Below are 13,876 nucleotides of genomic sequence, written 5' to 3'. Positions count from 1 at the left end.
GAATAAAAAAAACAACCAACCTAATTAAAGAGCCACATGAATAACAAAGATGATTAAACAAGTAATCACTGCAACTCTCTAACTTCTTTCCTGAACATAACCCAAAAATATATTCACAACATCAATCTACTTTGCAATAATATTCTTTCTGTTACCTCCGCCAATCACCTTAACTCGGAATGTGACCGTCATCATATATTTAAAATATAACACCCAATATTTATTGACTTAATCTCACTCATACCTAGTAATAACATTGTATTTATTCTCATCACAAGCCGATTTAGCTATCCATTGAGCCCCGATGCTCGGGTCATTATCTTAATAAAGTGAGGCTTATGATGATTCAATGAGGAAAAATAATTTATTGAATCCAATATCAATTGTCAGTCAAACTCATAGTAGCGAGCAGCTCATTTTCACGTTGAATAACTTGAAAGATAATTGACATGTAACATTCACACAATTAATGCGAGGGCTGTAATGATAACCATGGATGATATATATATTGAGGCTCTTACTCTTTTATCTGGTAGAAGCGCCTACTCTACCGCTTCGTGGCTCATTAGAGTAAACATAATAATCAATCATGACGGTTATACCTCGAAACTACAGTCTGATAAAGCTAATCGCAATCATAAGTTAGTATCTCGAGAGTTATCAAAAAAACCATTAAGTGTAAAATTCAAGTTCTACATGCATAGAGCAAGAATTCAAAAATGTACCATTTTAAACTGCAGGAATATTTTCTCGGCACTTCAATTTCTGAAGTTCATATCTAATCCTACTATCAATATGGTCTACTCTATTGAGTTAATAGTTTCCATCCTTGTATTCTCCATTAGATACAGGAACTATGACTTCATCTGTGATTTGCAACGTATAATCACACCTCAGATAATGACACTAGATATTTTATACATGCTATCTATTGCAAGGATAGATCGTAAGGACTCACTACAGGATATACTCTACTTTCTCAATGAGCATAGGGCTACCGCGACTAACCATCCACTATCTTATTTGCAATTGGAACTAAAAAAAATAGATGCTCTCATTTTATTTTGCGCATCCAACATAAAAACAACACAAGGAGTAATTAACATGTTTACAATAAACAATGAATGGGAAAAACTTCCGACTAAAGAGGAATATCTAAAGAAAAATAACCTCAGTTTATTTAAATGCATATATTGCGACTCTACAACCGTGCTCGACATAGGATTAAGCAATATGATTGACCATCGTCGAAAAATAATTTGTGCAAAGTGCAAAGCTATTCTATATCGTGAGAATGATTAGTTCAAAGCCCCTTTCTTATTTATGGCGTCCTGTTTATTTGGATACTCGTCATCCATAGCCACGCGTTCTGGCGTGGTTACCCTCATTATTTACCTGTAGCATATATAGATGTAGGGATTTTTATCCCCGGTATCATTTCAGGAAAAATAACAAGGTCTCATATTCAAATTATAAGCAAGGCCTGTCCAATCTACCTGTGATGTTTTCTGCGCAGGATCATCCCCCCACCTATCGACACCTTTGCGATGGATAACGTGTATAATTACGCCTTTCTTCAAAAATGTCGGACTGTCCATGACCATTCAAAACGTAATCTGTGATATTGACGGCGTGCTGATGCACGACAATGTGGCCGTGCCGGGCGCTGCCGAATTTATCAAACGCATTCTTGAGAAAGATATGCCGTTGGTGATGTTGACCAACTACCCTTCCCAGACCGGGCAGGACCTGGCAAACCGCTTTGCGACCGCCGGCATCGACGTGCCGGATAGCGCCTTTTATACCTCCGCGATGGCCACCGCTGATTTCCTGCGCCGCCAGGAAGGCAAGAAAGCCTACGTGGTCGGTGAAGGCGCACTGATTCACGAGCTTTATAAAGCCGGCTTTACCATTACCGACGTCAATCCGGATTTTGTTATCGTCGGTGAAACCCGCTCCTTTAACTGGGAGATGATGCATAAAGCGGCCTTCTTTGTCGCCAACGGCGCACGCTTCATTGCCACCAACCCGGATACTCACGGCCGCGGCTTCTACCCGGCCTGCGGCGCTCTCTGTGCCGGAATTGAGAAAATCTCCGGCCGCAAGCCGTTCTACGTGGGAAAACCCAGTCCGTGGATCATCCGCTCTGCGCTGAATAAGATGCAGGCGCACTCCGAGCAGACGGTTATCGTCGGCGACAACCTGCGTACCGATATCCTGGCCGGTTTCCAGGCTGGTCTGGAAACTATTTTGGTTCTCTCCGGCGTCTCGACGCTCGACGATATCGACAGCCTGCCGTTCCGACCGTCGTGGATCTATCCGTCCGTTGCCGAAATTGATATTTTCTGAATAAAACCACGTCCCAGGACGTGGTTTTTCATTTATCGCACCTGAAAAAAGAACCTCATCTAATAGAAATGGCTTATCACTGCACATTCATCAATAAAGACGCTCAAAACATGTTCTTTTTTTAATATTCAGCAATCGTCATTGCGTTTTTTCTTTTACTGACCGTAAATCTCTTGCGCCTCCCTCTCCTTTGCGGCATTTTCTTAGACATGCACTGAGACCTCGCGATAAGACGACGTCTGCACAACATCACAACACGACAGGGTAATGGAGAAGGTTATGTGTTCAATTTTCGGCGTACTGGATATTAAAACTGACGCGGTCGAGCTGCGTAAAAAGGCACTGGAACTTTCCCGCCTGATGCGCCACCGCGGTCCGGACTGGTCCGGCGTTTACGCCAGCGATAAAGCCATTTTGGTCCATGAGCGTCTGTCTATCGTCGACGTGAACGCCGGGGCCCAGCCGTTGTACAACGCGCAAAAAACCCACGCGCTGGCGGTAAACGGCGAAATTTACAACCATCAGGCGCTGCGTGCGGAATATGGCGACCGCTATACCTTCCAGACCGGCTCCGACTGCGAAGTCATCCTTGCCCTGTACCAGGAAAAAGGCCCGGCATTCCTCGACGATCTGCAGGGAATGTTCGCCTTCGCGCTGTACGATAGCGAGCAGGACGCCTATCTGATTGGTCGCGACCATATCGGCATCATTCCGCTGTATATGGGCCACGACGAGCACGGCAACTTCTACGTCGCCTCAGAAATGAAAGCGCTGGTACCGGTCTGCCGGACAATCAAAGAGTTCCCGGCAGGTAGCTACCTGTGGAGCAAAGATGGCGAAATCCGCCAGTACTACCAGCGCGACTGGTTCGACTATGATGCGGTTAAAGACAACGTCACGGATAAAAACGAACTGCGTCAGGCGCTGGAAGAGTCCGTCAAAAGCCATCTGATGTCTGATGTGCCGTATGGCGTGCTGCTGTCCGGTGGCCTCGATTCGTCGGTTATCTCCGCCATCACCAAAAAATTCGCCGCTCGCCGGGTTGAAGATCAGGAACGTAGCGAAGCCTGGTGGCCGCAGCTGCACTCTTTCGCCGTCGGCCTGCAGGGCTCGCCGGATCTGAAAGCCGCGCAGGAAGTGGCAAACCATCTGGGTACCGTCCACCACGAGATCCACTTCACCGTGCAGGAAGGCCTTGATGCCATTCGCGACGTTATCTATCACATCGAAACCTATGATGTGACCACCATCCGCGCCTCGACGCCGATGTATTTAATGTCGCGTAAAATCAAAGCGATGGGCATCAAAATGGTGTTATCAGGCGAAGGTTCTGATGAAGTGTTCGGCGGCTATCTCTATTTCCATAAAGCGCCAAACGCTAAAGAGCTGCATGAAGAGACCGTGCGTAAGCTGCAGGCTCTGCATATGTTTGACTGTGCCCGGGCAAACAAAGCCATGTCAGCCTGGGGCGTGGAGGCGCGCGTCCCGTTCCTCGACAAGCAGTTCCTTGACGTTGCCATGCGGATTAACCCGCAGGACAAAATGTGTGGTAACGGCAAAATGGAAAAACATATCCTGCGTGAATGTTTTGAATCCTATCTGCCGGCCAGCGTCGCATGGCGCCAGAAAGAGCAGTTCTCTGACGGCGTAGGCTACAGCTGGATCGATACGTTAAAAGAGGTTGCGGCGAAACAGGTCTCCGATCAGCAGCTGGAAACCGCCAGCTTCCGTTTCCCGTACAACACGCCGTCTTCCAAAGAAGCGTACCTGTATCGTGAAATCTTCGAGGAGCTGTTCCCGGTTCCTAGCGCTGCCGAATGCGTACCTGGCGGCCCGTCAGTAGCCTGTTCATCGGCTAAGGCGATTGAGTGGGACGAAGCGTTCAAAACCATGAACGATCCATCAGGACGCGCCGTTGGCGTTCACCAGTCAGCTTATAAATAACCAATTTGTACGATCGGCGGACCCCTCGGGGTCCGTTTTTTTATTGCTTTTTTTACCGCAGAAAAACGATAAATAACCAATAATTGCCGATTATTCCATCACGCTGTTCGCAACCTAACCAAACAGTCACATTCCGGCGATTTTCATTGAAAAAGGGGTTGACGCTCGCAGGCCCAATACGCATAATGCGCCCCGCAACGCCGATAAGGTAACGCGAAAAAAAGATGGCTACGTAGCTCAGCTGGTTAGAGCACATCACTCATAATGATGGGGTCACAGGTTCGAATCCCGTCGTAGCCACCATCTTTTTTTGCGGGAGTGGCGAAATTGGTAGACGCACCAGATTTAGGTTCTGGCGCCGCAAGGTGTGCGAGTTCAAGTCTCGCCTCCCGCACCATTCACCCAAAGCGTTGCACGGATGGGGTATATCCAGGCTGTAAGATGGCCATAAAGGCTGCCGTAATAAGTTTGTAGATAACCTCTTCTGGAAGTAAAAGATTTTTTGTTGGGGTATCGCCAAGCGGTAAGGCACCGGTTTTTGATACCGGCATTCCCTGGTTCGAATCCAGGTACCCCAGCCATTTTCTTCGATGTTTGCGGTTCACCGCGACGGTTATTGGGGTATCGCCAAGCGGTAAGGCACCGGTTTTTGATACCGGCATTCCCTGGTTCGAATCCAGGTACCCCAGCCATCGAAGAATATGATAAAATTGGCTACGTAGCTCAGCTGGTTAGAGCACATCACTCATAATGATGGGGTCACAGGTTCGAATCCCGTCGTAGCCACCATATAAAGGAATTATTGATTCATTTCGATAAATCCAGAAAGAATTGTTGGGGTATCGCCAAGCGGTAAGGCACCGGATTCTGATTCCGGCATTCCGAGGTTCGAATCCTCGTACCCCAGCCAATTTTAAAAAGTCGTTCACACTGTGGACGCACCCGTTGGGGTATCGCCAAGCGGTAAGGCTCTGGTTTCTGATACCAGCATTCCGAGGTTCGAATCCTCGTACCCCAGCCACTTAATAACAAAAAAGCTCGCTTCGGCGAGCTTTTTTGTTTTCTGCATTCGGTTCAATCCGGATCGCGACGTTAACGCTATACTCAGGCGACGACGGACAACGCTTAGCGCTAATATCCCGGCTAAGCGACGCGCCAGCCGGGAACTGCGCTTACAATCCCAGGGCGTACTTCAGCGCCTGACGCTTTAAAACGCCCGCATGTGCCGCAGCCATTAAGCCGATATTGCGCAGCACGCGCACCGGCGCCAGATCGTTGGTGAAGCCGGCATAAAACAGATCCATACCCGACTGCATAATAAAATTATCCGCCCTGCGTCGCGCCTGGTAGCGTTTCAGCACCGGAAGACTGGCCCATGCTTCACCCTGGCTTTTCGCCTCGCTCAAAATATCCAGCAGCGCGTCAACATCGCGATAGCCCAGATTCACCCCCTGCCCCGCCAGCGGATGAATGGTATGCGCAGCATCTCCCACCAGCGCCAGCCCCGGCTGTACATACTGCAGCGCATGGCGACGGGTTAGTGGAAACGCTCCCGCACTCAGCGGCGTGACCTGCCCCAGTCGGGACGGGAAGTGGCGCCCAATCTCCTGCTGTAGCTGCGGCATACTCATCCCCTGCAGCTGGCGAATACGCGCGGGCGTGTCATACCACACCAGCGATGCCCAATTGTCGAACAACGGCAGAAATGCGCGCGGGCCCGATGGCGTAAACTGCTGCCAGGTGCTGTTGCCAGGCTCCTCTGCGCACTGCACGCTAATCAACATGCAGGATTGCTGATACTGCCATGCGTGAACGCCAATTCCGGCCAACTGGCGCACCTGCGAGTTGGCGCCATCGGCGCCGATAACCAGGCTGGCTGCGCACTCGCCACCGTCGCTCAGACGCAATGTCGTACAGGTCTCCTCTCGCTGCATCTCCTGTAACGATGCGCCAACCTCGAGCGTGATGCGCTCATGCGCCATCAGCGCCTGCCATAGGGCGAGCTGCAGAACATTGTTCTCCACCATATAACCCAGCTCAGGCAGCTTCAGCTCGGCGGCATCAAAGGTCACATGCGCATCCTCCCATTCCCAGGTCTCCAGCCGGCGATAGGGATGCGCACGCATGCCGCGCACCGCATCCCAGACGCCGAGGCTTTTTAGTAACCCGACAGAAGCGGCGCTAATTGCCGAAATACGCACATCCGGCGGCGCTGAAGGCGCAAATGCCGGCGGTGCCGATGTCTCGATAACCGTTACCGTAAAACCGTGCTGCGCCAGCCCCAGCGCCAGGGCTCCGCCAACCATTCCGCCACCCACAATGGCGACATCTATTGCATGAATTGTCATGGCAATTATCCTTAAACCTGAATCCGTTAAGTTTACCGGATTTTTTCCCACCTCGTGGTGATAACGCTCGCACTGGTCAGGGCGCGACCAAAGCATTACAATACGCGCCCTGCAATCCTGGCTTTATACCCGCTATCCTTCACATTGCAGAGTCATTCCCGGTGAAGAAAATAGCTTTGGGTATATATACTTAAGCATGAGCAAGTCGATGACAAAAAAACTCCATATTAAAACCTGGGGCTGTCAGATGAACGAATATGATTCATCAAAGATGGCCGATCTGCTGGATGCCACGCACGGGTATCAACTGACCGAAGTGGCGGAAGAAGCGGATGTGCTGCTGCTCAATACCTGCTCAATCCGTGAGAAGGCTCAGGAAAAAGTCTTCCATCAGTTAGGCCGTTGGAAGCTACTGAAAGAGAAGAATCCCGACCTGATTATTGGCGTCGGCGGTTGTGTCGCCTCTCAGGAAGGTCACCATATTCGCCAACGCGCCCACTACGTCGATATTATTTTCGGGCCGCAGACGCTCCATCGCTTGCCGGAGATGATCAACTCCGTTCGCGGCAACCGCAGTCCGGTTGTAGACGTCAGTTTCCCCGAAATCGAAAAATTCGACCGCCTGCCGGAACCGCGCGCCGAAGGCCCAACGGCATTCGTCTCCATCATGGAAGGCTGCAATAAATACTGTACTTACTGCGTGGTGCCTTACACCCGCGGTGAAGAAGTCAGCCGCCCCTGCGACGATATTCTGTTTGAAATCGCTCAGCTGGCCGCTCAGGGGGTCCGTGAAGTCAACCTGCTGGGTCAAAACGTCAATGCATGGCGTGGCGAGAACTACGACGGAACGACCGGCAGTTTTGCCGATCTGCTGCGTCTGGTGGCGGCGATCGACGGTATCGACCGCATTCGCTTTACCACCAGCCACCCGATCGAGTTTACCGATGACATCATCGATGTTTATCGCGATACGCCGGAGCTGGTGAGCTTCCTGCACTTGCCGGTGCAGAGCGGTTCCGATCGGGTGCTGAACCTGATGGGACGTACCCACACGGCGCTGGAATACAAAGCGATTATCCGCAAGCTGTACGAAGCGCGCCCGAATATCCAGATTAGCTCCGACTTTATCGTTGGCTTCCCTGGCGAAACCAATGAAGATTTCGAGAAAACCATGAAGCTGATTGCCGATGTCAATCATGATATGAGCTACAGCTTTATCTTCTCTGCCCGTCCGGGCACTCCGGCGGCGGATATGGTCGACGACGTCCCGGAAAAGGACAAGAAGCAGCGCCTGTATATTCTGCAGGAGCGCATCAACCAGCAGGCGATGGCGTGGAGCCGCCGCATGCTTGGCACCACCCAGCGCATTCTGGTTGAAGGCACCTCCCGTAAAAGCATCATGGAGCTCTCAGGACGCACCGAGAACAACCGGGTAGTCAACTTCGAAGGCACCCCGGATATGGTCGGTAAGTTCGTCGATGTCGAAATCGTTGACGTCTACACCAACTCGCTGCGCGGTAAAATTGTGCGTACCGAAGAGGAAATGGGGCTGCGTATCGCGGAATCTCCGGAATCCGTTATCGCCCGCACCCGCAAAGAAAACGACCTCGGCGTCGGAACCTATCAGCCGTGATCCGTTCAGGCCTGCCGCCCCGGCAGGCCTTGTATTTCCTCTCCCCGACCCAATATTCATCGCAATGCTTGCGCCATATTCCCATGACGTGAATAATTTCCTTACTGGCCGGAGACGTTCGCTGTCCGGCAAAACGCGTAAAGAGGAACAGCTTGAACATAGAAACCCGTGAAATTACCCTGGAGCCAGCGGATAACGCACGCCTGCTGGGGCTGTGTGGCCCGTTTGACGACAACATCAAACAGCTGGAACGCCGATTAGGCATCGAAATTAATCGCCGTGACAATCACTTTAAACTGACCGGGCGCATGATATGCGTAAACGCGGCAGCCGATATCCTGCGCAGCCTGTACGTCGATACTGCGCCGATGCGCGGACAGATTCAGGATATTGAACCGGAACAGATTCATCTGGCCATCAAAGAGGCACGGGTGCTGGAACAAAGCGCCGAAAGCGTGCCGGAGTACGGTAAGGCCGTCAATATCAAGACCCGGCGTGGCGTGATTAAGCCGCGTACGCCAAACCAGGCGCAGTACATCGCCAACATTCTCGATCATGATATTACCTTCGGCGTCGGCCCTGCCGGGACCGGGAAAACCTATCTTGCGGTAGCCGCAGCGGTCGACGCGCTCGAACGCCAGGACGTACGCCGTATTCTGCTGACCCGCCCTGCCGTCGAAGCCGGGGAAAAGCTCGGCTTCCTGCCCGGCGACCTGAGCCAGAAAGTCGATCCGTACCTGCGCCCGCTGTACGATGCGTTGTTCGAAATGCTCGGCTTTGAGAAGGTCGAGAAGCTGATTGAGCGCAACGTGATCGAAGTCGCGCCGCTGGCCTATATGCGCGGCCGTACGCTGAACGATGCGTTTATTATTCTCGATGAAAGCCAGAACACCACCATCGAACAGATGAAGATGTTCCTGACCCGTATCGGTTTTAACTCAAAAGCGGTGATCACCGGCGACGTCACTCAGATAGACCTGCCGCGCAGCACCAAATCCGGTCTGCGCCACGCCATTGAAGTGCTGGCGGAAGTCGATGAAATCAGCTTCAATTTCTTCCATAGCGAAGATGTGGTACGCCACCCGGTGGTAGCCCGCATCGTGAATGCGTATGAAGCGTGGGAAGAAGCTGACCAAAAACGTAAAGCAGAGCTGGCCGCCGAGCGCAAACGCGAAGCCCAGGAACAGGAGCAGAAATGAGTCAGGTTATTCTCGATTTACAGCTGGCTTGCGAAGATAGCGCCGGGTTACCGGATGAAGCCCAGTTTCAACGCTGGGTCGATGCCGTCATTCCTCAGTTCCAGGAGGAGTCAGAAGTGACCGTGCGGCTGGTAGACGAAGCCGAAAGCCATGAGCTGAATCTGACCTATCGCGGCAAGGATAAGCCGACCAACGTGCTGTCGTTCCCGTTTGAAGCTCCGCCGGGTATCGAACTGCCGCTGCTTGGCGACCTGATCATCTGCCGTCAGGTCGTTGAACAGGAAGCCAAAGAGCAAGACAAACCGCTGGAGGCGCACTGGGCGCATATGGTGATTCACGGCAGTCTGCACCTGCTGGGCTATGACCATATCATTGATGAAGAAGCGGAAGAGATGGAAGGCCTCGAAACAGAGATAATGCTTGCTCTGGGCTATGAGGATCCGTACATTGCCGAGAAGGAATAGCCTGCCGCCGGTTTAACCGGCGAGCGGCCCCCATGCCGTCCGGCGCTGAACACACGCGCGACGAGCGACAAATTAACTGACATGAGAACCCACACGACGCCATGAGCGACGACAATTCACACAGTAGTGACACAGTAAACAGCAAAAAGGGATTCTTCTCCCTGTTACTCAGCCAGCTTTTTCACGGGGAACCGAAAAACCGTGATGAACTGCTGGAGCTGATCCGTGATTCCGGGCAAAACGACCTTATCGACGAAGATACGCGCGATATGCTCGAAGGGGTAATGGACATCGCCGACCAGCGCGTCCGCGATATCATGATCCCCCGCTCGCAGATGATTACCCTGAAACGCAATCAGACCCTGGACGAATGCCTCGATGTGATCATCGAGTCCGCCCACTCGCGTTTCCCGGTCATCAGCGAAGATAAAGATCACATTGAAGGGATTCTGATGGCCAAGGACCTGCTGCCGTTTATGCGCAGCGATTCCGAAGCATTCAGCATGGAAAAAGTGTTACGCCCGGCGGTTGTCGTGCCTGAAAGTAAGCGGGTTGACCGCATGCTGAAAGAGTTCCGCTCCCAGCGTTACCATATGGCTATCGTGATCGATGAGTTCGGCGGTGTCTCCGGTCTGGTGACCATTGAAGACATTCTCGAGCTTATCGTCGGCGAGATCGAAGACGAATACGATGAAGAAGAAGATATCGATTTTCGTCAGCTGAGCCGCCACACCTGGACGGTGCGCGCCCTGGCCTCCATTGAAGACTTCAACGAAGCCTATGGCACTCACTTCAGCGATGAAGAGGTGGATACCATTGGCGGGCTGGTGATGCAGGCCTTCGGCCATCTGCCGGCGCGCGGTGAGTCTATTGACATCGATGGTTACCAATTCAAAGTCGCCATGGCCGATAGCCGACGTATCATCCAGGTACATGTCAAACTTCCTGATGACGCGCCACAGCCGAAGCTGGAAGATTAATTACACGGGACGATTAACCTAAATGGTATTTGCCTCTCTCATCGAACGCCAGCGCGTACGTCTGCTGCTGGCGCTATTATTCGGAGCCAGCGGAACGCTGGCTTTTTCTCCTTATGACATCTGGCCTGCGGCGATTGTTTCGTTAATCGGCCTGCAGGGGTTAACCCTCAACCGACGTCCGCTGCAAAGCGCCTGGATCGGCTTTTTCTGGGGCCTGGGACTGTTCGGTTCCGGCATCAACTGGGTCTATGTCAGCATTGCCCAGTTCGGTGGCATGCCCGGCCCGGTCAACGTATTCCTCGTGGTACTGCTGGCGGCTTATATGTCGCTGTATACCGGACTGTTCGCCGGTCTGCTGTCGCGCCTGTGGCCCAAAACAAACTGGATACGCGTCGCCGTCGCTGCCCCGGTTGTCTGGCAAATCACCGAATTCCTGCGCGGCTGGGTGCTGACCGGCTTCCCGTGGCTGCAGTTTGGCTACAGCCAGATTGACGGCCCATTGAAAGGGCTAGCGCCGGTAATGGGCGTTGAAGCCATTAACTTCCTGTTGATGGTGGTCAGCGGCCTGCTGGTCCTTGCGCTCATTCACCGCAGCTGGAAACCGTTGGTTGCCGCTATCGTGCTGTTCGCGTTGCCCTTCCCGCTGCGCTACGTCCAGTGGTATCAACTGCTGCCGGAACGGGCTACCCAGGTATCTTTGGTACAGGGTGATATTCCCCAGGCGCTGAAATGGGATGAAAATCAGCTGGTGAATACGCTGAAAATCTATCTGGATTTGACGCAGCCGCATATGGGTTCATCCCAGCTAATCATCTGGCCCGAGTCGGCGATCCCGGATCTGGAAATCAACCAGCAGAATTTCCTGAGTATGATGGACGACCTGCTGCGGGCGAAAGACAGCTCGTTGATTACCGGTATTGTCGACGCCCGGCTTAACAAGCAGAACCGTTACAATACCTACAACACCATCATTACGCTGGGCAAAGATAACCCCTACAGTTACGACTCCAAAGATCGCTACAACAAGAATCATCTGGTGCCGTTCGGTGAATTCGTGCCGCTGGAGTCCATTCTACGCCCGCTGGCTCCGTTCTTCGATTTACCGATGTCATCTTTCAGCCGCGGTCCGTACGTGCAGCCGCAGCTGGTGGCGCATAACATGAAGCTGACGGCGGCTATCTGCTACGAGATTATTCTCGGCGAGCAGGTGCGGGATAACTTCCGCCCGGATACCGACTACCTGCTGACCATCTCCAACGATGCCTGGTTTGGCAAGTCCATCGGTCCGTGGCAGCATTTCCAGATGGCGCGGATGCGCGCCCTGGAGCTGGCGCGTCCGCTGCTGCGCAGCACCAATAACGGTATTACCGCCGTCATCGGCCCGCGTGGGGAAATTCAGGACATGATCCCGCAGTTCACCCGCGCAGTGCTGACCACGAAAGTCACTCCGACTTCCGGCCTGACCCCGTACGCCCGTACCGGTAACTGGCCGCTGTGGGCGCTGACCGCGCTGTTGGGTTTTGGCGCGCTGATCATGAGCCTGCGCCAGCGTCGTCGCTAATCGTTATAGCCTGCGGATCTTATTGTCGATCCGCATAGCCCCGGCCGGCAGCCGTCGCCGGGGCCGCCCTTCTCTCCATTCTGACCATTCTGACCTCTCTCTACTCGCCAACCTGGCACGAGCATTGCTTAATATTCTCAGGTCGCGGCGACATTTATTGTTGGTATAACCCGGTTGCACCAGCATCGCTCACCTCAGGCACTAACATGGTGCAATGGACGATTTTTGCCTTTAAATGGTGCGGAGCACTTCGCAAAAATAAACAATAAAGCAGCAAAATCTTTACATTAAGCCAAACTAAATGCTAACAAACACATACAAATGCTGCGTGTCAGTGTCGCAGCCATAATAACGCACACACACATTCACAATGGGTATCAAAAGCGTCAATGACGCTGAGGATAAGGAGTTGGATATGCAATTACGTAAACTGGCCACAGCGATGCTGGTCATGGGTATGACCGCCGGTCTGGCGCATGCGGAAGATGCCGCCCCGGCAGCAGGCAGCACGCTGGACAAAATCGCTAAAAACGGCGTCATCGTCGTCGGCCACCGTGAATCCTCCGTTCCGTTCTCTTACTACGACAATCAACAAAAAGTGGTCGGTTACTCTCAGGACTACTCCAACGCTATCGTTGACGCCATCAAGAAACAGCTGAATAAGCCTGACCTGCAGGTAAAACTGGTTCCGGTGACCTCGCAAAACCGTATTCCGCTGCTGCAGAACGGTACTTACGACTTCGAGTGTGGATCCACGACCAATAACCTTGAACGTCAGAAACAAGCCGCCTTCTCCGATACCATTTTCGTCGTGGGTACCCGCCTGCTGGTGAAAAAAGGCGGTGCAATTAAAGATTTCCCGGACCTGAAAGACAAAGCGGTTGTCGTCACGTCCGGTACCACTTCCGAAGTTCTGCTGCATAAGTTGAATGACGAGAAGAAAATGAACATGCGCATTATCAGCGCCAAAGACCACGGCGACTCCTTCCGTACTCTGGAAAGCGGTCGCGCGGTGGCCTTTATGATGGACGATGCGCTGCTGGCCGGCGAACGTGCGAAAGCGAAGAAGCCGGATAACTGGGAAATCGTCGGCACGGCCCAGTCGAAAGAAGCCTACGGCTGTATGCTGCGCAAAGACGATCCGCAGTTTAAAAAGCTGATTGATGACACCGTCGCCACGGCCCAGACCTCCGGCGAAGCGGAAAAATGGTTTGATAAGTGGTTTAAAAACCCCATCCCGCCGAAAAATCTGAATATGAACTTCGAACTCTCCGACGACATGAAGGCGCTGTTCAAGACCCCTAACGACAAAGCTCTGAACTAATTAAAAAAACAAGGGGCAGGACATCCTGCCCTCCCGATTGTTGTGACAGCACGGACAGACTATACGGTGGCTGG

At 52.4% G+C, this 13,876-nt stretch carries 9 protein-coding genes and 7 tRNA genes; 15 read left to right on the top strand and 1 reads right to left on the bottom strand.

Annotated elements, in window-relative coordinates:
- Window positions 1-1,596: 1,596 nt before the first annotated feature.
- The 9 genes from ROR01S_RS17725 to ROR01S_RS17685 all read left to right on the top strand — a co-directional run bounded on the left by ROR01S_RS17725 (window position 1,597) and on the right by ROR01S_RS17685 (window position 5,314).
- Window positions 1,597-2,349, top strand: a complete 753-nt coding sequence (locus tag ROR01S_RS17725; RefSeq protein WP_015584887.1) for an HAD-IIA family hydrolase — start codon at window positions 1,597-1,599, stop codon at window positions 2,347-2,349.
- Between the two features lie 279 nt (window positions 2,350-2,628).
- Window positions 2,629-4,293, top strand: coding sequence for an asparagine synthase B (gene asnB / locus ROR01S_RS17720; RefSeq protein ID WP_004859583.1), 1,665 nt, complete (start codon window positions 2,629-2,631; stop codon window positions 4,291-4,293).
- Window positions 4,294-4,519: 226 nt separating this feature from the next.
- Window positions 4,520-4,596, top strand: a tRNA-Met gene (locus ROR01S_RS17715).
- A 9-nt stretch (window positions 4,597-4,605) separates the two neighbouring features.
- A tRNA-Leu gene (locus ROR01S_RS17710) sits at window positions 4,606-4,690 on the top strand.
- Between the two features lie 109 nt (window positions 4,691-4,799).
- Window positions 4,800-4,874 (top strand) — tRNA-Gln (locus tag ROR01S_RS17705).
- Between the two features lie 36 nt (window positions 4,875-4,910).
- Window positions 4,911-4,985 (top strand) — tRNA-Gln (locus ROR01S_RS17700).
- Window positions 4,986-5,005: 20 nt separating this feature from the next.
- Window positions 5,006-5,082: transfer RNA gene (locus ROR01S_RS17695), tRNA-Met, on the top strand.
- 46 nt (window positions 5,083-5,128) lie between these two features.
- Window positions 5,129-5,203 (top strand) — tRNA-Gln (locus ROR01S_RS17690).
- 36 nt (window positions 5,204-5,239) lie between these two features.
- Window positions 5,240-5,314 (top strand) — tRNA-Gln (locus ROR01S_RS17685).
- A gap of 151 nt (window positions 5,315-5,465) precedes the next feature.
- Here ROR01S_RS17685 and ubiF read toward each other — a convergent pair.
- Window positions 5,466-6,641, bottom strand: coding sequence for a 3-demethoxyubiquinol 3-hydroxylase (gene ubiF / locus ROR01S_RS17680; RefSeq protein ID WP_064359733.1), 1,176 nt, complete (start codon window positions 6,639-6,641; stop codon window positions 5,466-5,468).
- A 208-nt stretch (window positions 6,642-6,849) separates the two neighbouring features.
- Here ubiF and miaB point away from each other — a divergent pair, with 208 nt between their 5' ends.
- From miaB to ROR01S_RS17650, 6 genes are all read left to right on the top strand, one after another.
- On the top strand, window positions 6,850-8,274 hold the full coding sequence (gene miaB, locus ROR01S_RS17675) for a tRNA (N6-isopentenyl adenosine(37)-C2)-methylthiotransferase MiaB (protein WP_004859577.1): 1,425 nt from the start codon (window positions 6,850-6,852) through the stop codon (window positions 8,272-8,274).
- A 152-nt stretch (window positions 8,275-8,426) separates the two neighbouring features.
- Window positions 8,427-9,473 (top strand): PhoH family protein, encoded by a 1,047-nt coding sequence (locus ROR01S_RS17670; RefSeq protein WP_004859576.1) that lies wholly within the window; start codon window positions 8,427-8,429, stop codon window positions 9,471-9,473.
- A complete protein-coding gene (ybeY, locus tag ROR01S_RS17665; protein ID WP_004859574.1) occupies window positions 9,470-9,937 on the top strand; it encodes an rRNA maturation RNase YbeY in 468 nt (155 codons plus the stop codon). Before ROR01S_RS17670 ends, ybeY begins: the two co-directional genes overlap by 4 nt.
- A 101-nt stretch (window positions 9,938-10,038) precedes the next feature.
- Complete coding sequence (corC, locus tag ROR01S_RS17660) at window positions 10,039-10,917, top strand: CNNM family magnesium/cobalt transport protein CorC (protein WP_004859572.1); 879 nt, start codon at window positions 10,039-10,041, stop codon at window positions 10,915-10,917.
- Between the two features lie 22 nt (window positions 10,918-10,939).
- Window positions 10,940-12,478 carry an apolipoprotein N-acyltransferase gene (lnt, locus tag ROR01S_RS17655; protein WP_032716890.1) on the top strand — a complete coding sequence of 513 codons (1,539 nt, stop codon included), beginning with the start codon at window positions 10,940-10,942 and terminating at the stop codon, window positions 12,476-12,478.
- 415 nt (window positions 12,479-12,893) lie between these two features.
- Window positions 12,894-13,802 (top strand): amino acid ABC transporter substrate-binding protein, encoded by a 909-nt coding sequence (locus ROR01S_RS17650; protein ID WP_015584889.1) that lies wholly within the window; start codon window positions 12,894-12,896, stop codon window positions 13,800-13,802.
- Window positions 13,803-13,876: the final 74 nt, after the last annotated feature.

It is taken from the genome of Klebsiella ornithinolytica NBRC 105727 = ATCC 31898 (genome assembly GCF_001598295.1).
In the GTDB taxonomy this organism is placed as follows: Bacteria; Pseudomonadota; Gammaproteobacteria; order Enterobacterales; family Enterobacteriaceae; genus Klebsiella; species Klebsiella ornithinolytica.
This window is presented reverse-complemented; position numbering and strand designations above follow the sequence as displayed.

Bases quoted from the DNA above. Each gene is read 5' to 3' on its own strand.
- ROR01S_RS17725 (WP_015584887.1), top strand. From the start codon at position 1,597: ATGACCATTCAAAACGTAATCTGTGATATTGACGGCGTGCTGATGCAC.
- asnB (WP_004859583.1), top strand. From the start codon at position 2,629: ATGTGTTCAATTTTCGGCGTACTGGATATTAAAACTGACGCGGTCGAG.
- ubiF (WP_064359733.1), bottom strand. From the start codon at position 6,641: ATGACAATTCATGCAATAGATGTCGCCATTGTGGGTGGCGGAATGGTT.
- miaB (WP_004859577.1), top strand. From the start codon at position 6,850: ATGACAAAAAAACTCCATATTAAAACCTGGGGCTGTCAGATGAACGAA.
- ybeY (WP_004859574.1), top strand. From the start codon at position 9,470: ATGAGTCAGGTTATTCTCGATTTACAGCTGGCTTGCGAAGATAGCGCC.
- corC (WP_004859572.1), top strand. From the start codon at position 10,039: ATGAGCGACGACAATTCACACAGTAGTGACACAGTAAACAGCAAAAAG.
- lnt (WP_032716890.1), top strand. From the start codon at position 10,940: ATGGTATTTGCCTCTCTCATCGAACGCCAGCGCGTACGTCTGCTGCTG.
- ROR01S_RS17650 (WP_015584889.1), top strand. From the start codon at position 12,894: ATGCAATTACGTAAACTGGCCACAGCGATGCTGGTCATGGGTATGACC.